Source organism: Blautia caecimuris (assembly GCF_024622975.1).
GTDB classification, from domain to species: Bacteria; Bacillota; Clostridia; order Lachnospirales; family Lachnospiraceae; genus Blautia_A; species Blautia_A caecimuris.
In genome coordinates this window covers 203,151-224,884 of the sequence record NZ_JANJZT010000002.1, presented here as the reverse complement: position 1 = coordinate 224,884, position 21,734 = coordinate 203,151, and the positions used below count along the sequence as shown (strand labels likewise).

The window sequence follows — 21,734 nt, the reverse complement described above, 5'->3', positions numbered from 1 at the left end:
AGGTGGGAGAGAATGACAGAAAGAAATAAAAATATACAAACGGAAAAAAGTCCGGGCGCTGTAGATCAGGCAAAAATTGAATCCGTGAAAAAGGCAGATGCAGCGGTAAAATCCATGAGTGATTTTACAAGTCCGGAAGTTCTGTATCAGGAATTGATCACCAGTGTGAGAAAATACCATCCGTCTACGGATATTTCCATGATACAGAAAGCCTACGAGGTAGCAAGAGAGGCTCATAAGGATCAGAAAAGAAAATCCGGGGAGCCCTATATCATCCATCCGCTCTGTGTGGGAATCATTCTTGCAGATCTGGAGCTGGATAAAGAGACGATCGTTGCGGGACTTCTTCATGATGCGGTAGAGGACACCTGGATGACCTATGAAGAGGTAGAAAAGGAATTCGGTTCCGAGGTTGCTCTTCTGGTGGACGGAGTTACCAAGCTGGGACAGCTGAATTATTCCAAGGACAAGGTGGAGCTTCAGGCAGAAAATTTAAGAAAAATGTTTCTTGCCATGGCAAAGGATATCAGAGTAATTCTGATCAAGCTTGCGGACCGTCTCCACAATATGCGTACTCTGCAGTACATGCGTCCGGAAAAGCAGCAGGAAAAGGCCAGGGAGACCATGGATATTTATGCGCCCATTGCCATGCGCCTTGGTATATCGAAGATCAAGGTGGAACTGGATGATCTTTCGCTTAAATACCTGAAGCCGGATGTGTACTACGATCTGGTAGACAAGGTTTCCCTGAAAAAAAGTGAACGACAGGATTTTGTCAACGGGATTGTGAAACAGGTAAAGCAGCATATGGAGGATGCGGGGATCCAGGCTCAGGTGGACGGACGGATCAAGCATTTCTTCAGCATCTATAAAAAAATGGTCAATCAGGGCAAGACCATTGATCAGATCTATGATCTTTTTGCAGTCAGGATCCTGGTGGACAATGTAAAGGACTGCTATGCGGCTCTGGGAGTGATCCACGAAATGTACAAACCGATTCCCGGCCGTTTTAAAGACTATATTGCCATGCCGAAGCCTAATATGTACCAGTCTCTTCATACGACTCTGATCGGACCAAGCGGACAGCCTTTTGAGATTCAGATCCGTACCTATGAAATGCACAAAACAGCAGAATATGGTATTGCGGCGCACTGGAAATATAAGGAGTCCTCGGACGGAAAGGTACCTGTAGGAAAAAGTGAAGAGGAAAAACTGAACTGGCTGAGACAGATCCTGGAATGGCAGAGAGATATGTCTGATAACCGGGAATTTATGAGCCTTTTGAAAAACGATCTGGATCTTTTTGCAGACAGTGTTTACTGTTTCACTCCTCAGGGGGATGTGAAAAACCTTCCGGCAGGATCCACGCCTATTGATTTTGCCTACTGTGTGCACAGTGCAGTAGGAAACCGTATGGTAGGCGCCAGGGTAAACGGCAAGCTTGTTCCCATTGAATATGAGATCCAGAACGGTGACAGAATTGAGATCATCACATCACAGAATTCCCAGGGACCAAGCCGCGACTGGCTGAAAATGGTAAAAAGCACTCAGGCAAAAAACAAGATCAATCAGTGGTTCAAAAAGGAACTGAAGGAAGACAATATTTTAAAGGGCAAGGACATGCTGGCTCAGTATGCCAAATCCAAAGGCTACAAGATCGGTACCTACAGCAAGAGTCAGTATCTTGAGGCAGTTATGCGCAAATACGGTTTCCGCGACTGGGATTCCGTTCTGGCTGCCATCGGACACGGAGGGCTGAAAGAAGGCCAGGTCTTTAACAAGCTGATGGAGGCTTACGAAAAAGAGCATGCCAAAAAGATCACGGATCAGGATGTTCTGGATGCTGCCACAGATGCTCATGAAAAGCTTCATCTGGTAAAATCCAAGGGCGGAATTGTTGTCCGTGGCATCCATGATGTTGCAGTTCGTTTTTCAAAATGCTGCAGTCCCATTCCCGGCGACGAGATTGTGGGATTTGTTACAAGAGGACGGGGAATCACCATTCACCGTACAGACTGTGTAAATATTCTTAATATGTCAGAAACCGACAGGACAAGGCTCATTGAGGCTGAGTGGCAGGCAGATACCAGAGCTTCGGAAAAATATATGGCAGAGCTTAAGATCTTTGCCAACAACCGTACCGGACTTCTGGTAGACCTTTCAAAAATATTTACAGAGCGTAAGATTGATGTAAAAAATATGAACTGCCGTACAAGCAAGCAGGATAAGGCGACCATTGCCGTAAGCTTTGAGGTAGGCAGCAAAGAGGAGCTGGCGTCTCTTGTAGAAAAAATCCGCCAGGTGGAAAGTGTGATCGATGTGGAGCGTACCACAGGCTGATCAGTCATAAAAATACAGGGACAGAGAAAGAGGGGACCGATATGAAAAACTCAGAGCTTCAGACATGCGTTCTTGGTTCTGTATCAACGAACTGCTATCTGCTGAAAAACAAAAACACGGGGGAGCTTCTGATCGTGGATCCGGCGGATCATGCACAGGAAATCTTTTCCAGAATAAGGGAAATGCAGGCGAAGCCTGCTGCAATTCTTTTAACCCATGGTCATTATGACCACATTCTTGCAGTGGAGGACGTAAAAAAAGAATACCAGATTCCGGTTTATGCCTGTGAAAAAGAAGCAGGGACTCTTCTGGATCCTTCCGCAAATCTGTCCGGATACGGAAACCGCTCCTGTTCCCTGAAGGCAGATATACTTCTTGAAGACCTTCAGGCTTTTGAGGCGGCGGGCTTTTCCGTTCAGATGCTTCACACACCCGGACACACTCCGGGAAGCTGCTGCTATTATCTGAAGGATGAAGGAATCCTGTTCAGCGGGGATACGCTGTTTTATGGTTCTGTGGGAAGAACCGATTTTCCGGGAGGAAGCACGGCTCAAATTGTGGAAAGCCTTCACAGACTTACAGATTCTCTTCCTGAGGAAACAGAAGTTTATCCCGGACACGATATTTCAACCACTATCGGTTATGAAAAGAGGTACAATCCATTTGTATAAGATCAGTATTCTGTTTGACAACAGAGAATTTGAACATGATATTTATGAGCTGATCCGAGCCTTTTACCCGGAGGCTGAAATTGCAGTTTCCTATGAAGAGGAAGACGGGGCAAATACAGCGGATCTTCTGTTCCGGGTGGAAAAGCAGGAGCAGAGTTTTATAATCCGGTATCAAAATGAAAGCAATACCGGGGTGACAAGTGCAGAGATCATAAGGGGGCACTCTTCGGATGATGCCCCTCTTTCCTGTACGGAAGAAAAAGATGCAGCCAGACAGCAGCGCAAGGAGCAGAAGGATGTTCTGAAATACTCATTATATAAACTTCTGACAAAGCTTACAGGAAAGACCCTTCCATGGGGAAATCTTACAGGGATCCGGCCGGCAAAGCTTGCCATGGCAATGATTGAAGCCGGAATGAAAAATTCAGAGATTGCAGAAGAAATGCGGAAACGTTATCTGGTAAGTCCTGAAAAAACAGCTCTTGCCATTACCATTGCCAACCGGGAAAGAGAAATTCTGAAAGATATTGATTATGAAAACGGATACAGCCTTTATGTGGGGATTCCTTTCTGTCCGAGTATCTGTCTTTACTGTTCTTTCAGCTCCTATCCTCTGAAGCAGTGGAAGGACAGAGTGGAGCTTTATCTGGATGCGCTCTGTAAGGAAATCCGGGAAGTTTCTTCTATTATGAAGAAAAAAGGACGTAAGCTGGATACGGTTTATATTGGCGGCGGAACGCCGACTACCCTGGAGCCGGATCAGCTTCAGAGACTTCTGGATACCCTGACGGAACATTTTGACTGCAGAAACCTGGCTGAGTTTACCATTGAAGCAGGAAGACCGGACAGCATTACCAGAGAAAAGCTTCAGGTGATCCGGAAATATCCGGTAAGCAGGATTTCCGTGAATCCTCAGACTATGAATCAGGAGACTCTGGAGATTATCGGAAGACGCCATACTGCGGAGGAGACAAGGCAGGCCTTTTATCTTGCACGGGAATGTGGTTTTGACAATATCAATATGGATCTGATCGTTGGACTTCCGGGCGAAGATCTGAAAAAGGTACAGTATACCCTGGATGAAATTAAAAGGATGGCTCCGGACAGTATTACGGTTCATTCTCTTGCGGTAAAAAGGGCGGCAAGGCTGAATATTTTTAAAGATAAATATCAGGAAATGACCTTTGAAAATAATCAGGAAATCATGGAAATGACCATGAAAACAGCCTGCGAAATGGGAATGGGTCCTTATTATCTGTACAGACAGAAAAATATGAAGGGCAATTTTGAAAATGTAGGTTATGCAGAGGTTGACAAAGCCGGGATTTACAATATACTAATTATGGAAGAGAAACAGCCCATTATTGCACTGGGAGCAGGCGGATCTTCAAAGCTGGTATTTGATCATGGAGCGAGGATCGAGCGTGTGGAGAATGTGAAGGATGTATGGAATTATATTACCCGTATTGATGAAATGATTGAAAGAAAACGGGTGGCTGTTGACCGATGGCTTTAAGGACAGGAGGTGTGCAGATTGAGTGCGGCGCAGGCAGACGCAGAAAAGACAGCAGACAGAATACTGGATTTTGACCTTTCAGCAGAGCTGAATCATGGGATTGTTGTCAGCAACCTTGCGTATGCGGTGGCTTCCGAGCTGGGGCTGGAGCAGGAGAGCTGTTATGAGCTTGCTGTTGCGGGAATGCTTCACGATATCGGCAAGCTGAAGCTGACAGAATACATCAACGGACGCGAAAGGGATCCTCTTCTGATCGAGGAGCTAAAATATGTGCGTATGCATTCTACTCTGGGCTATGAGGAATTAAAAGACCAGGGGTATTCAGAGTTTGTTCTGGAAAGTATTCTCTATCATCATGAGAATTATGACGGAACCGGATATCCCGATAATCTCATTGGAGATCAGATTCCCATTGGAGCCAGGATCTTGAGAGTGTGCGATGTATTTGCAGCGCTTACATCTGACAGGCCATACAGGACTGCGTTTGATGTTGCAACTGTAATGGAGCTTATGATCGATGAGATCAAAAATTTTGATATGGAAGTTTTTCTTGCATTTCAGAGAATTATACATAATAAATAACAGGAGGCAGGCATGGCATTAAAGAAAAAACCAGTAACCGGTATGAAGGATATTTTACCGAAGGAAATGGAAATCCGAAACTATGTAATGAATATGATCCGGGAAACCTATGGGAAATTCGGATTTTCTTCTATTGAAACTCCCTGTGTGGAGCATATTGAAAACCTCAGCAGCAAGCAGGGCGGCGAAAATGAGAAACTGATTTTTAAGATCCTGAAAAGAGGAGAAAAGCTGAAGCTGGAAAGCGCAAAGGAGGAAGCGGATCTTGTGGATTCCGGACTTCGCTATGATCTGACAGTGCCTCTTTCCAGATATTATTCCAATCATGCCAATGAGCTTCCTGCTCCTTTTAAGGCGCTGCAGATGGGAAATGTATGGAGAGCAGACCGCCCTCAGAGAGGCCGTTTCCGTCAGTTTATGCAGTGTGATATTGATATTTTAGGAGAGCTTACTTATCTGGCTGAAATTGAGCTTGTGCTGGCAACCACAACACTTCTGGGCAAACTGGATTTTCATAATTTTACCATCAGGATCAATGACCGTAAAATTCTGAAGGCAATGGCTCAGTACAGCGGATTCCCGGCAGAAAGCTTTGATACCGTGTTTATTATCCTTGACAAGATGGACAAGATCGGTCTTGAGGGAGTTTCCGAAGAGCTGGAAAAAGAAGGCTTTGCAAGAGAAAGCATTGACACGTATCTTGGCATGTTCCGTGAGATCACCTCTGATATCCAGGGTGTGCGCTACATTAAAGAAAAGCTGAAGGATGTTCTTGATCCAAAGGTTGCAGAGGATCTGGAAACCATTATCGCTTCTGTGGACGCGGTAAAGAGCACGGACTTTAAGATTTCCTTTGACCCTACGCTGGTGCGGGGAATGTCCTATTATACAGGTCCGATCTTTGAGATCGCAATGGATGAATTCGGCGGTTCTGTAGGCGGCGGCGGACGTTATGACGAGATGATCGGAAAATTTACAGGACAGAACACAAGCGCCTGCGGATTTTCTATTGGATTTGAAAGAATTGTCATGCTGCTTCTGGAAAGAGGCTATGAGGTTCCGGGAACCGGCGAAAAGAAGGCGTATCTCATTGAAAAGAACATGCCTGCAGACAAGCTTCTGACAATTCTGAAGCAGGCTGAAGAGGAAAGAAGAAATGGAACTCAGGTAACCATTTCTATTATGAAGAAAAATAAAAAATTCCAGAAAGAACAGATGATGACAGAAGGCTATACTGAATTCGTTGAGTTTTTCAGGGATAAATTATAAAAAGGAGTAAGATCATGGCTGAAAGTATGAAGGGACTGCACAGAACCTGCCGCTGTGCGGAAGTAACAAAAGAGATGACAGGCAGCAGAGTGACTCTGATGGGATGGGTGCAGAAAGCCAGAAACAAAGGCGGACTTGTATTTGTTGATCTGAGAGACCGTTCCGGAATCATGCAGGTGATTTTTGAAAACGGAAGTATTGATGAAGAAGGTTTTGAGAAAGCCGGAAAGCTGAGAAGTGAATTTGTGATCGCAGTTACCGGTATTGTAGAAAAACGAGGCGGGGCCGTAAATGAAAACCTTGCCACAGGAGAGCTGGAGCTTCGTGCCAATGAGCTTCGTGTACTTTCCGAGTCAGAGGTTCCTCCTTTCCCAATAGAGGAAAACAGCAAAACAAAGGATGAGATCCGTTTAAAATACCGTTATCTGGATCTGAGAAGACCGGATATCCAGAGAAATCTTATGATGAAAAGCCAGGTTGCCACTCTCACCAGAAAATTCTTTGCAGAAGAAGGTTTCCTGGAGGTGGAGACTCCGATCCTTGGAAAGAGTACACCGGAAGGCGCCAGAGATTACCTGGTTCCGTCCAGAGTTCATCCGGGCAGCTTTTACGGACTGCCGCAGTCTCCGCAGCTTTACAAGCAGCTTCTTATGTGTTCCGGATATGACCGTTATATCCAGATCGCGCGCTGCTTCCGTGATGAAGATCTCCGTGCGGACCGTCAGCCGGAGTTTACCCAGATCGATATGGAGCTGTCCTTTGTGGATGTAGACGATGTCATTGATGTAAATGAAAGATATCTTGCATATCTGTTTAAAGAGGTTCTGGATGTGGATGTTCAGCTTCCGATCCAGCGTATCACCTGGCAGGAGGCCATGGACCGTTTTGGCTCTGACAAGCCGGACATGCGTTTCGGAATGGAGCTTCATGATGTCAGCGAAACAGTAAAGGACTGTGAGTTTGTGGTATTTAAGGGCGCTCTTGAAGCAGGCGGAACTGTCCGCGGAATCAACGCAGAGGGACAGGGATCCATGCCCAGAAAGAAAATCGACAAGCTTGTGGAATTTGCAAAGGGATATGGCGCAAAAGGTCTCGCCTATATTGCTATTGCAGAAGACGGATCAAGAAAGTCCTCTTTTGCCAAATTCATGAAGGAAGAAGAGATGGACGCTCTTGTTCAGGCGATGGAAGGAAAGCCGGGAGACCTGCTTCTTTTTGCCGCTGATAAGAACAAAGTAGTTTATGATGTGCTTGGCGCTCTCCGTGTGGAGCTTGCAAAACAGATGGAGCTTCTGGATAAGAACGAGTATCGTTTTGTGTGGGTAACAGAATTCCCGCTTCTTGAGTGGAGCGAAGAGGAGAACCGCTTTACTGCCATGCATCATCCGTTTACCATGCCTATGGAAGAGGATCTTCCGCTTCTGGATACAGATCCGGGCAAGGTTCGTGCAAAAGCGTATGACATTGTACTGAATGGAAATGAGATCGGTGGAGGAAGTGTGAGAATCCATCAGAATGATATTCAGGAAAAAATGTTTGAAAAGCTTGGATTTACGGAAGAATCTGCTTATGAACAGTTCGGATTCCTTCTGAATGCCTTTAAATACGGTGTTCCGCCTCATGCAGGACTGGCTTACGGACTTGACCGCCTGGTTATGCTGATGACAAAGGTTGACAGCATCCGTGAAGTGATCGCTTTCCCGAAAGTGAAAGATGCGTCCTGCCTTATGACACAGTCTCCAAGCGTTGTCAGTGAAGCGCAGTTACAGGAACTGGGACTTGAGACTGCTCCGGAGAAAACAGAAGAATAAGATACAGTCAGATGACTGTAAAATAAGAAAAGGGCTTTTCCGTTTTGGGAAAGCCCTTTTAGCTCTATAACAGATCAATTTTCTTCAGAAATATTTTCGCCGGAGGAATCAGGATTCTCCTCAGGGTTTTCTTCCGGGGAAAGCTCTTCTTCCACAGGAGTACTGCTGAGAGTGCCAAAGATTCCGGCTCCGATCACCTGCCCGTCATCCTGCAGCTTCCAGGAAGCACCGTCGTTGGTAAGAGAAAAGCTTGCCGGGTGCGTCAGTGTTTTTGTATTATTTTCTATGCTTTTCAGAAGAAGCTCCAGAGAATGATTATATCGTTTCTGAGAACCGTCGATGACTGCCTGTGGAGACGCAAGATATTCTTCCAGTTCTTTCTGATAAGCAGTAAGAATTGCATTGCTGTCAAAGGTAGTGATCTCGGCTTCTACGGCAGCCTGATAGCTTTTTATCTGAGAAGAGGTTATTTTAAAATCAAAGTTTTTATGCATTTGTTCCACCAGAGCGCTGGCAATGGAAGCTTTTGCATCATCTGAAGTATTCAGAAGGCTTTCCAGACCAAGATAGTTGCTCATCTGATCCAGATCCATAGTTTTCAGGGTGTTTAAATAGACGGTCAGTGTTTCCTCCGGCGTCAGGAGGTCACTGTCAGAGAGATAAGTGATAAGACCGCCGACAAGACTGTTTTCCAGTTCATGAGTACGTCTGATTTCCCATTCTTCTTCCTTTTCTGTACCCTGGTTGCTAAGGGTCAGGGAGCAGCTGGTTTCTACAGTTTTATACTGATTATTTTTCAGAAGTTCACTGAGGATGAGATAACGGTCCTCCAGGGAACCGGAATTTTCTTCTGTATTCTGAGAAGAGGAAGCTGCGGCAAGCAGGATTGCGTTTTCAAGATGAGAAACCGCGTAATCTTTTGCGAGAGCCTGAGCGTCAATGGTGGTGAGCTTCAGGTTTGCAGAAGCTTCTTTCTTGTCTTTGGCAACTTTGATACGTTGGATTTTGTAGTCAAAATCCTCGAAAAAAAGAGAAAAAACATCTTCAACTTCCTTGGAAAGTTCGGTTTTTTCTGTGGCATCCGGAAACAGCTCCTGATAGGAAATATACTTCTGAGCCGTATCAGAATCCAGATTTTTCAGGAGATCCAGTTCATTTGTAATGACTCCCTCCACATCTGACTTATCTGAGTGGGAACAGCCGATGATCATTGATACGGCAAAGATAAGCACGAGAAGCGGAATCAGACCTTTTGCGATCTTCATATGATTCTTTCCTTTCCAAAATATTCCCCTCCATTTTACCAGATAACAGGGTAAAAGTCAAAAAAACGGAAATTAGGTGTAATTTTTCTAAAAAAGAATGAAAAAACTGTGAAACAACAGGTGATTTTTGTCAGGACTTTTCTTTTAAAGCGTAATCTGCTATGATAGTACAGTCAGATAGTTCGTTGCTGTGAAGGTCGTGAACAGTAATGATAGTTCCTTTGTTTACAGGGAGGTAAAAATAAAAAATATGAAAAAACGTATTTTGATCCTTTTGGGGATTCTTATAATTGGTGGCGCTGCAGGAGGAGTCTGCTGGAAACTGGGATTTTTCGGGCAGGAGCAGGAAAGCGGAGAAACCGCCTATGTTACAGAGATCAGCCAGATCACCGGAGACGTTGCGGGAATCGCAAACAGGTATGCCGGTGTTGTGGAACCGCAGAAAACAGAAGAGGTAGAGCTGGAAAACGGACGTAAAGTAAAAACAGTGAAAGTAAAGACCGGCGAGGAGGTAAAGCAGGGACAGCTTCTTTTTGAATATGATCTTACCAGTATCCAGGAGGATCTGGAGGAGACCCAGCTTGATCTTGACCGTCTGAAAAATGAAGCCGCCAGTCTGAGCGAACAGATCGCCACTCTTGAAAAAGAAAAAAAGCAGGCGGAAAAAGACGACCAGCTCTCTTATACCATTGAGATCGAAACAAATAAAATGAATCTCAAAAAAAATGAATACAGTCAGAAAAGCAAGCAGGCGGAGATTACGAAGCTCCAGAATACAATGGGAAATACAGAAGTACGAAGTCCTATTGACGGAGTGATCCAGAAGATCGATACCACAAAGCTTACAACAGATGACAGCGGCATGGACGATATGGATCAGGATATGAGCTATTCTGATACTGGTATGACAGGAGAAAGCAGTCAGAATGCTTTTATTACCATTCTCAGTACGGGAGCATACAGGATCAAAGGAACGGTTAATGAGATGAACGTAGGAAGCATTATCGAAGGAGAACCTGTGATCATCCGTTCCCGTGTGGACGAAAACCAGGTATGGAAGGGAACCATGGGAAGTGTTGACAGAGAAAGCACCAATTCCCAGAGCAGCAGCAACGCATGGGGAATGATGGATGCAAGCGGCGACTCCCAGACATCCTCCACTACATATCCTTTTTATGTGGAACTGCAGTCCTCTGAGGGCCTGATGCTTGGGCAGCATGTATACATTGAGCCGGATGAGGGACAGGAGGAGAAAAAAGAAGGCCTGTGGATCAGTGAATTTTATATTGTGGATGCAGACACCAACAGTCCTTATGTATGGGCGGCAGACAAGGATAAGCGCCTGGTAAAGAAAAGCGTGATCCTGGGACAGTATGATGAAACTCTGGGTGAATATGAAATCGTAGAGGGACTTACCAAAAAAGACTGCATTGCCTATCCTTCCCAGCTTTATGAGGAGGGAATGAAAACAACGACCAACAGCGCGGCTGCTACGGATTTTACTGCTCTGGAAATGGAGAATACCGGAAATGGAGATGAGGGAGCGCAGCCGGCAGAAGCGCCTGTGGAGGAAATTCCGGCAGACGACGGTTCGGCAGAGATACCGGAGACAGTGTCAGAAGAGATTTCTGCTGATGATATCCCTGCAGAGGAAGTTACGGAAGAGGAGAGTATTTCTTCAGACATGGGAAGCGGCATGGAGGATTCTATGGTAGAAATGGTTCCGGATACGTCTCTTCCTGAGAATGAAGTTCTGGTTCCGGCAGGCGATGAATAACAGGAGGAATGGAATGATTCTTGAATTAAAAGGAATTTATAAAGATTACATTCAGGGAAAGATGACGGTTCCTGTTCTGAAAGATGTGAATTTTTCCATGGAGGAAGGCGAATATGTGGCGATCATGGGGCCTTCGGGTTCCGGAAAAACAACGCTGATGAACATTATCGGATGTCTGGATCAGGCTACGAAGGGCAGCTTTTTTCTGGACGGGCAGGATATCCGTTCCTGTTCGGAAAACGCCATGTCGGATATCAGGCTGAATAAGATCGGCTTTGTGTTCCAGAGCTTTCATCTGCTTCCAAGGCAGTCTGCTCTTGCAAATGTGGAGATGCCGCTGAATTATGCAAAGGTGCCAAAAAAGGAACGCCGGGAAAGAGCGCTGAAAGCATTGGACAGAGTAGGGCTTTCAGACAGAGTGGATTTCCGGCCCAATCAGCTTTCCGGAGGCCAGATGCAGCGAGTAGCTATCGCAAGAGCAATTGTAAACAGCCCCAAGCTTCTTCTGGCAGATGAGCCTACCGGTGCTCTGGACAGCAAATCAGGCGCTCAGGTAATGGAACTTTTTCAGAAGCTGAATGACGAGGGTGTAACGGTTCTGATGATCACACATGATCCGGATATTGCCGCCCATGCAAAACGGGTAGTGACGATCCGCGATGGTGTGCTTCAGGAAAAAGAGGTGAAATCATGAAAAATGCCAAAAAGATCATCATAGGTGTTGTTGTGGTGGCTCTGGTGGCAGGAGGTGCTGCGGGTGGAGCAGTTTATCTAAAAAGTAATAACAAAGAGACAGTAGGCGTAGTCAGTGTGGACAGCCTGGCCTCTGATTATTATATGGACGATACCACTCTGGATGGAAATATTGTTACAAATGTGACACAGAATGTAACGGTGGATAAAGATATGATCATCAAGGATCTGTATGTTCAGAAAGGCGACACCGTAAAAAAAGGAGACAAGCTGATGTCCTTTGACATGACTCTTGTCCAGATGGAACTGAATATTGCAAAGTTAAAAAAACAGAAGCAGGAGCAGGATCTGGAAAAAGCTGTCAACAGGCTGAACAGCCTGAAGAACGGGGGGCCCATTGAGGAAGAGGACAGCCGGCTTCCGGATCTGCCGACGGACAACAGTACATCTGATACTGAGATGGCCTCGGCAGCAGGAAACGTAAACGGAAGCTATCTGGCAGCCATAATCAGACCGATTCTGGCTGCTGCAGATGTGGGGCTTGTGACAGAAGATGATTTTTCTTCCGGTGATTCTGATACCGGAGCTGATCAGGAAGACACCGGTGCACAGCCGGATTCCGGCGATCAGGGAGTTTCCGGTGACGACAGCTTTGTTGATTTTGGAGACGGAAATCAGGAACAGATCACACCGGATCCTTCTGCGACACCTTCACCGGAACCGCTTCCTTCTGAAGCACCGGATGAAGAATTTACAGATACCCCTTCAGACAATGACATTGAGATCATTGATCCGGAACCGGACAGTCACGAAAGCGACATTACAGACGGTGAACCGGAGTTTTATCAGAAGCTAGATGCAGATACGGTTCCTTTTACAGGAACAGGTACAGAGGAAGATCCTTTTGTATTTCTCTGTAGCTCAGCCAAAGGAAAAGTCGTTGCCACCGGAGGATTTTTAAACAAAATGGCAGGCTTTAAGGCGGATGGAACAAAGGAACCGGGAATCAATGGATACTGGTATCAGCTGGAATTTCATCAGAATGACACGATCACGAATTTTGCTGACAGAAAAGAATCCTGCACCGGCTATTATCTGATAGACGGAAGTCTTCTGGAAAAAATGGTAGAGGAAACCGCTTCTGTGGAATATACTCTTGAGGGCGCTTCTCACTATGAAGATGATTTTGAGATTCCCGGCGGCGGAGACGATATGGGCGGCAGCGATCCAGGTGTGACCATTTCCAGAGAAGAGGCCATTAAGATCCAGCAGACAAAGGTAGAAGGTCTGAAGCTGGATATCAGACAGAGCGACATTGATATTGGCAAGCTGGAAAAAAAGGTAAACAAGGAAGTTATTTACAGTAAGCTGGACGGAACCATTGCAAAAGTGGGAGATCCGGTTACAGGAGTATCAGACGGAAATGCATTTATGACTATAAAAAGCAAAGAAGGCTATTATGTAAAAGGTACGGTCAGCGAACTGCTTCTGGATAAGCTCCAGGAGGGGACAATTCTGAACTGTTCCGGCTCAAACGGAGTTTTTGATGCAGAGGTTGTGGATGTATCTGAGTATCCGGTATCGGATGAGGTTTACGGAACAGGCATGGGAAATCCAAATGTTTCTTATTATACTTACAGTGCCACAATCACAGATAAATCAGTTCAGGTAACAGAGGATGACTGGCTGAGTGTTAATATCCAGGGAGGCACAGATAATTCAGGAGTCATTGTTCTGGACAAAGCGTTTGTAAGAACTGAAAACGGAGCTTATTATGTATATAAAGAAGAAAACGGAGTACTGAAAAAGCAGCCTCTGACTGTTGGCGGAAATGCAAACGGCGGAATGTCTGTAATTGTAAAAGGCGGAATTACCAGAGAAGATAAGATTGCATTCCCTTATGGAAAAACAGCAAAAGAGGGTGTAAAAACAAAAGACATCTCTCTTGAAGAACTGTATCAGTAGAAAGGTGGAATTTTATGCTTGAAAATATGAGGATATCCATTCAGGGAATCTGGTCCCATAAAATGCGTTCCTTTCTGACCATGCTGGGTATCATTATTGGAATTGCTTCTATTATTGCTATTGTATCTACGATCAAGGGAACAAGTGAACAGATTAAAGAAGATCTGATCGGTTCAGGAAATAATACAGTGACGATCAGCCTTTATTCCGGTGACAGCGGTTATGATCCCATGTTTGGAATGACGGACGGCGGTAAACCTCCTCTTCTTACGAAAGAACAGAAGGAAGAAGTTATGGATATGGAGCACGTTGAGAACGCTACATTTTTCCATACAAGCACTTACAGCAGTATATATTATCAGAATACTGCTCTGCAGGGAGGTACGGTATACGGAATTGATGAAAATTACCTGGATACCTGCGGATATATGGTACGATCCGGAAGAGGATTTATTCAGAAGGATTACGACAATCTGAACAAGGTAGCTCTGATTGACAGCAATGCGGCAGAGAATCTTTTTTCCGGAGAGGATCCTCTGGGAAAAACCATTGAAGTCGGAGACGACCCTTTTACGGTTGTGGGAATCGTTCAGCAGGGGGACAGCTATCAGCCCAACATTTCAAGTCTTGACGAATATTATTCCTATTATCAGACGGTTGTCGGAACAGTGATGATTCCAAGTAAATGCTGGCCCATTGCATTTCAGTTTGACGAGCCGGAAAACGTTGTGATCAAAGCAGACTCTACAGATAATATGAGTTCAGCGGGAAACGATGCGGCTAAGATTTTAAATCAGGGAATCGAAGAAGATTCCAAGTTTAAATACAAAGCTGATGATGTAATGGAAAAAGTCAAGGATATGCAGCAGCTCAGTGAAAGCACAAACCAGCAGCTTCTGTGGATCGCAAGTATTTCCCTTCTGGTAGGAGGAATCGGTGTTATGAATATTATGCTGGTTTCTGTTACTGAGAGAACCAGTGAGATCGGTCTGAAAAAGGCGATCGGGGCAAGAAAAAAAGTTATTCTTTATCAGTTTCTTACAGAGGCTTCCATGCTGACCAGCATTGGAGGTGTGATCGGAGTGATTCTGGGAATTGTTTTGTCCAAGGTGGTATCGGAGATCTCCGGGGCGCCTACGGCCATCAGTATACCGGCAATCATAGGATCCGTACTGTTTTCTACTCTGATCGGAGTGATCTTTGGGCTCCTGCCTTCGGTAAAGGCTGCGAACCTGAATCCTATTGACGCATTGAGAAGTGAATAAATAAAAAGAAAACTGCTTTTCTCTGAAGCCGGATTTCCGGAAAAGGGAAAAGCAGTTTTTTTATATAAAGCTTTCGTTCATAAAGAGTTTCAATCCATAAAGAGATTTTGCCCATAGACAGTTTTAATGCACAGGAAGCTTCAGCTGAAAGGTGGCGCCTCCGCCGGGAGTGTCGGAAACACTGAGGGTTCCATGATGAAGAAGCGCAATTTCTTTTGCAATGCAAAGTCCAAGGCCAAAATGCTGCTTATCGTTTCTTGAGGTGTCAGAACGGTAGAATCTCTGGAATACGGCTTCTTTTTCCGAATCAGGAATACCGGGGCCATTATCAGCAACAAACAGAGAAACGGAAGCCGCTTCCTGTCTGGCAGAAAGCCGGATCATGCCTCCTTCCGGTACATAGGCAAGAGCATTGTCGATAAGGATTGCCAGAGCCTGAGAAATTTTCAGGCTGTCACAGAAACAGACAGGGAGAGAGTCTTCAGGCAGCTCAATGAGAAGCTGCTTTTTTTTATGCCGGGCAGTCTGTTCATATTTTTCGTATACATCCAGCAGAAGAGTATCTATTTCGCAGGAGGTACAGTCCAGAACCCAGGTGTGGTTATCTGATCTGGAAAGGGACAGCATGTCCTGGATCAGCCGGGACATTCGTTTACATTCATCAAGGCTGATGGAAATAAAGTGCTCTGTCTGTTCCGGATCCGCATAGGAAACTGCAGACAGGCTTGTCTGGATCACAGTAAGCGGAGAGCGGAGCTCATGGGAAGCTGCGGCAATAAAGGCATTCTGCTCCTTTCTGCTTTTTTCCAGAGGGCGGATCATTTTTCGGGTAAAGAACCAGGAAAATACAGCCAGCGCGGAAACCGCGGCAATGACTGCCACAAGAAAAGCAATCCTTATAGTTTTGATCTGCCCGGACTGTGCATCCAGAGAGTAAAGAAGAACGGTATTCAGGACGCCGCCGTTTTTGGGAATCCTGGCTGTGCAGGCATAATACCCCGGAAGCTGAAACATGACTATCTTTGACAGAGTCTGAGAGGTCTGGCCACTGTCAAGATTCAGTCCGTGATTTTCTGCAGACTCTTTTTTTGCCAGATCAAAGATCTTCCGCATGTTGTCCTGGCCGTGGAGCTGCTCAAAAAACAGCGGGGTATTTCCGTCATAGATCTGCATATCTATGCCGTAATTGCTTTCTGCCTGCTGGATCCATCGGTGAGACAGGACGTTCTGACTTTCCAGATGAGAAACACAGGAATAGGCATTGTTGGTAAATACTGTATAATGCTTCTGGCGAATGTTGCTTTCTGTAATGATAAGGCAGGCAGAAGCCAGAAGAACAAGAATGGTTCCTGTAATAAAGGTAGAAAACAGTGTCATATGGATGTGAAGTTTCCGGAACATGACAGCCTCCTTAATAATGTGATTTTATGGACATCATAGAAATATTTTTCGCAGGATATAGAAGAAAACAGGAAAAATACAGCTGGTCTTACATCTATCATAGCACAAAAATGCCTGCGAGAGATACAGAGATTATTGCACCCAATCCTTAAAATAATCTCTAAAGTTATTAAAGCCTGATCTGAAAATAGAGAGTGTTTAGAGGTTGCCATATTAAAATAAGGAAAAATGAAATTATATGGGAGGGTGAGAAATGAAATACTGGAGAAAAAGAATCGTATATATGATGGCTATTATGCTGTCAGCAGGAGGGATTGCCGGAAGTATGGGAAGTGAGATTGTTCTGGCAGAAGAGAAAGAAACAGTGAAAGGACGGTATGCGGAGCAGAAGCTTTCCCTTCCTGAAGAGAACTGTAAGGCAGTGATTGATATCTGTTTTCTGGAAGACGGAACTATGCGTATTGCTTACCGGGACAGTGAGGCAAAGCTGAAAACAGCAGATTCAAAGGATCAGGGAAAAAGCTGGGAGACGCCCCGGGATCTGTGGGAGGAATTTGGAAAAAGTGAAAAAGCAGAGCCGATGAAGGTGAATCTTTCCAAAGACGGAGGAATTTTCAGCAGCTGGAATTGTCTGGAAGGAGAGAATACTTTTCTGGCAGTTTACCTTTCAGCGGAAGGAACCAAAAAAGAGTTTGATCTTACCCAGATGCCGGAAGGACAGGGATATGTGTATAAAAGTCAGTTCAGTCCTTCGGGAAATATTCTGCTGATGGGAGATAAGTTTTTATGTGAGATTAGCAGGGAGGACGGCAGACTGATCCGAACCTATGAAAGTGGAGGCTATGTTACAGATTTTGGAATTGCAGGAAATCAGCTTCTTGTTTTTGCAGATGACACGATACATTATTATAATGCAAAAACAGGAGATCCCCTTCCGGAGGAAACAGTGTTTACAGAACATCTCCAGATGGAAAGTGGGGAAAATACAGAGGAAGTTGTTTCATCCAGAGTATTTACAGGAATGGGAGAGCAAGGCATTCTCTATGTAAGCAAAAAAGGGATTTACGTATATAATTTGGGCGGTTCTGTTGTGGAACAGCTTTTAAGCGAAGGCTATCTGACCGGGATTTCTTCAAAAACAGAGCTGATGGACGTGGAAACAGATGCAGATGGAAACATTTACCTGGCAGTTTCAGACCGCTACTCAGATAATCCCACAGGAATGCTTTTAAAGTACGGGTATGATAAAGAACAGGAAGCGGTTCCTGGCACAGAGCTTGATATTTATATGCTGAAAAGAGACACTCATATGGAGCAGATGATTTCCTTGTTCCAGAAAGAATATCCGGATATCAGTGTAACGGTTCAGGAGGGAATGACGGGAGAGGATGGGGTTACTGCCACAGATGCCATGAAAAACCTGAATACAGAGATCATGTCAGGAGAGGGGCCGGACGTGTTGCTTATGGACAATCTGGATGCAGAAAATTATATTGAGAGGGGAATGCTTGAGGATATCAGCGGAATAATGGAAAAAGCAGGGATCCTGGAGAATATTCAGAAGGCCTATGAGGAAGAGGACGGAAGTATTTACTGTATGCCTGTGAGATTCGGCATTCCTATTTTGGCAGGGGGTTCCGGAGAGATTGACAATGCAGTGAATCTTGAAAAAATTGCAGATATGACGGAAAAGTACGAAAATCAATATTCAGATTCCTTTTTTCCGGCCTATCAGACCAGATGGCCGGGAGTAATGCTTCGCTTCTTTGGCGAGATTTCTGCCTCAGAATGGATGAAAAAAGACAGAACCCTGGATGCGGAAAAAGTAAAAGATTTTTTTCAACAGGTAAACAGGATTTATCAGGCAGGACAGAAGGCAGGCAACGCATCTTTGGACAGTACCTATGAGTATGCGGAAAAAATGGAAAGAATTTATGACAAAAATCGAAGAGAGGAGTCTTCCCTCAATTCATATCTGGTGCCTTGTGCAGACGGGCAGGCGCTTTTCTCCTATGGCTATCTGTTTTCTCTGGAAGAACTGTTCTTATTAACTACCATCGAAAAGCAGAATTCGGATATCAGTCACAGGCTGTTAAACGGTCAGGCTGAAAACTGTTTTTCTCCGGAGATGATTATGGGGATCAGTGTGAAAGCAAGGGAAAAGGAGGCAGCAGAATTATTTGTCAGTTTTCTGTTCAGCGAGGAGCAGCAGAAAAATAACAAAGAAGCCGGATTTCCTGTAAGAAAATCTGTTTATGACAGTGAAGAATACTGGGAGCTTGGACAGGAAGGAAATATAGAATACGGATTCAGTTCGGCTTATAATGGCGAGAGTCATGATATGATAACAGTAGTTCATTCGGCAGACGATCAGATAAAGGAAATACAGAAGTTAGGAAAGACCCTTACGATGCCCTCAGGAGGAAGCCGGATCATCCAGGATTCTGTTCTGGAAGCCGGAAAACGTTATCTGTACGGGGGAACAGATCTGGATAAAGCGGTAGAGCAGGCCGTGTCTCAGGTAAAGCTTTACCTGGCAGAATAAATCCTTAGAGGTTGTTTTAAGATAAGGCTGATATGATGTGAAATCATAAGAGAACGGAATGAGTCATAAGGATGAAAGTCTGAGATGAATTTCGTGAAAGGATATGCCGGGTCGCTTAATAAAGCAGGGTACTGCGGATATTGAGTTTTGTGGCCGCGGCAAAATAAAAAGAACTGTTCACAGATTACCGGAAACGGAGTGAACAGTCACAAATAATAAACAGGAGGACATAAAATGCGACATCAGATATGGAAAAAGGGAACAGCGCTGACAGCGGCTTTTGCTCTGGCGGTTGTGCCGGCACTTGCAGGTTGCGGCTCAGAACAAAAGGAAAAAGCCGCGGATTCCGGAAAGTCCGGTGAACAGGATAAAGAAAAAAAGGAGATGGCAATGGGCAGATATCTGGAAGAGGATGTGACTCTTCCGGAGGGATGCGGAGATATTGCAGATATGACAATGCTTGAGGACGGAAGCCTTCGGGTCTGCTATATCAGAAGTGGGGAAGGAGCCTTTTATACAGATTCTTCCGATGGAGGAAAAACCTGGGGGGAGACAAAGAACCTTGCAGAGCTTCTGGGGATCGATCCGGAAAAATATACGGTTTCCTATCCGAAGCTGGGAGCGAACGGAGGCATTTTTCTTACCATTTATCCTTTTTCCGAAAACGTGGAAGAAATGTCTTATTACTACATTTCTCCTGACGGAACCAATCAGAAAATGGATATCGGCAAAGAGCTTTCCAGCGGATATGTTGCAGATGCAAGATTCACACATAATAATACGGTCATTATTAATGATTTTGGCACAGCGCTTGTGGAAATCAGTCTGGATGACGGAAGCATTGTCCGTAAATATGAGGAAGGAGGAACGGTCAGCTGCTTTGCAGTACTTGGAAAGCATCTGATCGCCGTGACAGATACCACTCTTCACTATTATAATCTGGAAACAGGGGAACCCCTTGAGGATGAGACGGCTCTTACAGAACAGATTACTTCTGATGAGACAAACCTTCAGCTGACAAGTACAAGCTCTTTTCCTATGGTGTTTACAGAAGGGGACGAGGAGGACAGTATTTTTTATACAGATGATAAAGGCATGTACCGGTATTCCTTTGGCGGCAGTGTGGTAGAACAGGTGATTGACGGAAATCTCAACCGGATATCCTCACCGGACATTTCTCTGGTCTCCATGGTAAGGGATAAAGACGGGAACTTTTATCTGGCGGTTCAGGACAGCTCTGAAGATATGGGAAGGACAGGAAAGATTCTGAAATATGCATATTCACCGGATACCCCTGCAACACCGGATACAGAGCTGACGGTCTATTCTCTTACAGATAACACTTATATCCGACAGGTAGCAGCCCTGTTCCAGAAAAAGTATCCGGATATTTATCTGAATCTGGAGATCGGCATTACGGACGAAGAAGCCGTGACCAGTACAGACGCCCTGAAAAATCTGAACACAGAGATCATGGCAGGAAATGGTCCGGATGTTCTTGTAATGGATGGCATTCCTTCAGACACCTATGTGGAAAAAGGCATGCTGAAGGACATCAGCGGTATTCTTGATAAAATTGAGGAAGAGGACGGTATTCTTGACAACATCCGTGAGAGCTATGTGCAGGAGGACGGAAGCCAGTATGTCATGCCGGTGAGATTTGGAATTCCCATGCTTCAGGGACAGGGAGAGGATGTAACTGCTGTTACAGACCTTGCATCCATGGCAGATACTCTGGAAAAATATCAGAGTGAATATTCTGAAATGCATATGCCGATGTCTCTTCTTGTGGGAGGGGCAGATACGTTTATCAGACAGTTTGCAGATGTGAATGCTCCTGCATGGCTGAAGGAGGACGGAACCCTGGATGAAGCTGCTGTGACAGAATATCTGGAGCAGGCAAACCGTATCTATCAGACCGGAAAGACCGGAATTGACGCGCTGAAGGCTCAGGGCTTTGCCGTATATTCTATTGGAGAAAGAAATATGATGTCTGATATATCAGCCTCTGCAATCAGCGTACTGGGAGGATATTACAAGCTTTCAGTCGGAAGGCTGCTGTCTCCGGACGGGCTTGCCTTTCTGTACAGTGCAGAACAGGAAGAAACGAATCTGACACACAGTCTCTGGAACGGACAGGCACAGAACTGCTTTATCCCGGAACAGACAGTGGGAATCAGCGCTAAAGCAGCAGAACCTGAGGCAGCAGAAAAGCTGGTAGAGTTTCTGTTCAGTAAAGAAGGTCAGGAAACAGGCGCAAGTGAAGGCTTCCCGGTAAATGAAGCGGTTTATGACAGTGAGGAGTACTGGGCAGTGGGAGATGAAAACGGAAATCTGGGAACTCTTGGATCTGGAAATGTAGAAACAGGCGAATATATAGAGTTTGATATTGTAAGAGCAGATGAAGAAACCACAAAGCGCGTTCAGGAGCTTGGAAAAACTCTGACTCAGCCGTCAGAACAGAATGAAATCATACTGGAGGCAGTTGCTTCAAACGGCAGCAGATATCTGGAAGGCGAGATCAGCCTTGAGGAGGCGGCAAAAGGGGCGATCCAGCAGGTAAATCTGTATCTGTCTGAATAACCGGCAGGCGGCTGCATGACCTGGATAAATGATATTCAGACAGCTTTATTG

At 45.1% G+C, this 21,734-nt stretch carries 14 protein-coding genes; 12 read left to right on the top strand and 2 right to left on the bottom strand.

Annotated elements, in window-relative coordinates; all coding sequences use genetic code 11:
- The first annotated feature begins 12 nt into the window (after positions 1–12).
- Genes NSA57_RS02480 through aspS form a run of 6 tightly spaced genes read left to right on the top strand, consistent with a single transcriptional unit; the run spans position 13 to position 8,189 of the window.
- Positions 13–2,340: a RelA/SpoT family protein gene (locus NSA57_RS02480; RefSeq protein WP_022067553.1), complete on the top strand. Its 2,328-nt coding sequence runs from the start codon at positions 13–15 to the stop codon at positions 2,338–2,340.
- Between the two features lie 41 nt (positions 2,341–2,381).
- The gene (locus tag NSA57_RS02475) at positions 2,382–3,011 is read left to right on the top strand and encodes an MBL fold metallo-hydrolase (protein WP_022067552.1); all 630 of its coding nucleotides are present in this window, start codon (positions 2,382–2,384) and stop codon (positions 3,009–3,011) included.
- Positions 2,983–4,527 carry a coproporphyrinogen dehydrogenase HemZ gene (gene hemZ / locus NSA57_RS02470; RefSeq protein WP_257463888.1) on the top strand — a complete coding sequence of 515 codons (1,545 nt, stop codon included), beginning with the start codon at positions 2,983–2,985 and terminating at the stop codon, positions 4,525–4,527. The genes NSA57_RS02475 and hemZ overlap by 29 nt, the downstream gene beginning before the upstream one ends.
- A 9-nt stretch (positions 4,528–4,536) precedes the next feature.
- On the top strand, positions 4,537–5,109 hold the full coding sequence (locus tag NSA57_RS02465; RefSeq protein WP_390428125.1) for an HD-GYP domain-containing protein: 573 nt from the start codon (positions 4,537–4,539) through the stop codon (positions 5,107–5,109).
- Between the two features lie 12 nt (positions 5,110–5,121).
- On the top strand, positions 5,122–6,378 hold the full coding sequence (gene hisS, locus NSA57_RS02460) for a histidine--tRNA ligase (protein WP_257463886.1): 1,257 nt from the start codon (positions 5,122–5,124) through the stop codon (positions 6,376–6,378).
- A gap of 14 nt (positions 6,379–6,392) precedes the next feature.
- Entirely contained in the window at positions 6,393–8,189 is a 1,797-nt protein-coding gene (aspS, locus tag NSA57_RS02455) for an aspartate--tRNA ligase (protein ID WP_257463885.1), read from the top strand.
- 74 nt (positions 8,190–8,263) lie between these two features.
- Here aspS and NSA57_RS02450 read toward each other — a convergent pair whose 3' ends face one another.
- Positions 8,264–9,454 carry a hypothetical protein gene (locus NSA57_RS02450; RefSeq protein ID WP_257463884.1) on the bottom strand — a complete coding sequence of 397 codons (1,191 nt, stop codon included), beginning with the start codon at positions 9,452–9,454 and terminating at the stop codon, positions 8,264–8,266.
- Between the two features lie 250 nt (positions 9,455–9,704).
- On the opposite strand from NSA57_RS02450, the gene NSA57_RS02445 reads away from it, so the two are divergent.
- From NSA57_RS02445 to NSA57_RS02430, 4 genes are read left to right on the top strand one after another with little or no spacing between them, the layout of a single operon-like run.
- Entirely contained in the window at positions 9,705–11,231 is a 1,527-nt protein-coding gene (locus tag NSA57_RS02445) for an efflux RND transporter periplasmic adaptor subunit (protein ID WP_257463883.1), read from the top strand.
- A gap of 13 nt (positions 11,232–11,244) precedes the next feature.
- Positions 11,245–11,925 (top strand): ABC transporter ATP-binding protein, encoded by a 681-nt coding sequence (locus NSA57_RS02440; protein ID WP_022067545.1) that lies wholly within the window; start codon positions 11,245–11,247, stop codon positions 11,923–11,925.
- Positions 11,922–13,889 (top strand): biotin/lipoyl attachment domain-containing protein, encoded by a 1,968-nt coding sequence (locus NSA57_RS02435; protein ID WP_173752352.1) that lies wholly within the window; start codon positions 11,922–11,924, stop codon positions 13,887–13,889. The genes NSA57_RS02440 and NSA57_RS02435 overlap by 4 nt, the downstream gene beginning before the upstream one ends.
- Positions 13,890–13,903: 14 nt before the next feature.
- On the top strand, positions 13,904–15,154 hold the full coding sequence (locus NSA57_RS02430) for an ABC transporter permease (protein ID WP_173752351.1): 1,251 nt from the start codon (positions 13,904–13,906) through the stop codon (positions 15,152–15,154).
- Positions 15,155–15,277: 123 nt separating this feature from the next.
- On the opposite strand, the gene NSA57_RS02425 is transcribed toward NSA57_RS02430, so the two are convergent.
- Entirely contained in the window at positions 15,278–16,555 is a 1,278-nt protein-coding gene (locus tag NSA57_RS02425) for a sensor histidine kinase (RefSeq protein ID WP_257463882.1), read from the bottom strand.
- 253 nt (positions 16,556–16,808) lie between these two features.
- Here NSA57_RS02425 and NSA57_RS02420 point away from each other — a divergent pair, with 253 nt between their 5' ends.
- Positions 16,809–19,100, top strand: a complete 2,292-nt coding sequence (locus NSA57_RS02420; protein WP_257463881.1) for an ABC transporter substrate-binding protein — start codon at positions 16,809–16,811, stop codon at positions 19,098–19,100.
- A 234-nt stretch (positions 19,101–19,334) separates the two neighbouring features.
- Entirely contained in the window at positions 19,335–21,683 is a 2,349-nt protein-coding gene (locus NSA57_RS02415; RefSeq protein ID WP_257463880.1) for an ABC transporter substrate-binding protein, read from the top strand.
- Positions 21,684–21,734 lie beyond the last annotated feature (51 nt).

Excerpts from the sequence above, each read along its gene's own strand:
- NSA57_RS02430 (WP_173752351.1), top strand. The coding sequence starts at position 13,904 with ATGCTTGAAAATATGAGGATATCCATTCAGGGAATCTGGTCCCATAAA.
- aspS (WP_257463885.1), top strand. The coding sequence starts at position 6,393 with ATGGCTGAAAGTATGAAGGGACTGCACAGAACCTGCCGCTGTGCGGAA.
- NSA57_RS02440 (WP_022067545.1), top strand. The coding sequence starts at position 11,245 with ATGATTCTTGAATTAAAAGGAATTTATAAAGATTACATTCAGGGAAAG.
- NSA57_RS02480 (WP_022067553.1), top strand. The coding sequence starts at position 13 with ATGACAGAAAGAAATAAAAATATACAAACGGAAAAAAGTCCGGGCGCT.
- NSA57_RS02415 (WP_257463880.1), top strand. The coding sequence starts at position 19,335 with ATGCGACATCAGATATGGAAAAAGGGAACAGCGCTGACAGCGGCTTTT.
- NSA57_RS02450 (WP_257463884.1), bottom strand. The coding sequence starts at position 9,454 with ATGAAGATCGCAAAAGGTCTGATTCCGCTTCTCGTGCTTATCTTTGCC.
- hisS (WP_257463886.1), top strand. The coding sequence starts at position 5,122 with ATGGCATTAAAGAAAAAACCAGTAACCGGTATGAAGGATATTTTACCG.
- NSA57_RS02475 (WP_022067552.1), top strand. The coding sequence starts at position 2,382 with ATGAAAAACTCAGAGCTTCAGACATGCGTTCTTGGTTCTGTATCAACG.
- hemZ (WP_257463888.1), top strand. The coding sequence starts at position 2,983 with ATGAAAAGAGGTACAATCCATTTGTATAAGATCAGTATTCTGTTTGAC.
- NSA57_RS02425 (WP_257463882.1), bottom strand. The coding sequence starts at position 16,555 with ATGTTCCGGAAACTTCACATCCATATGACACTGTTTTCTACCTTTATT.
- NSA57_RS02435 (WP_173752352.1), top strand. The coding sequence starts at position 11,922 with ATGAAAAATGCCAAAAAGATCATCATAGGTGTTGTTGTGGTGGCTCTG.
- NSA57_RS02420 (WP_257463881.1), top strand. The coding sequence starts at position 16,809 with ATGAAATACTGGAGAAAAAGAATCGTATATATGATGGCTATTATGCTG.
- NSA57_RS02445 (WP_257463883.1), top strand. The coding sequence starts at position 9,705 with ATGAAAAAACGTATTTTGATCCTTTTGGGGATTCTTATAATTGGTGGC.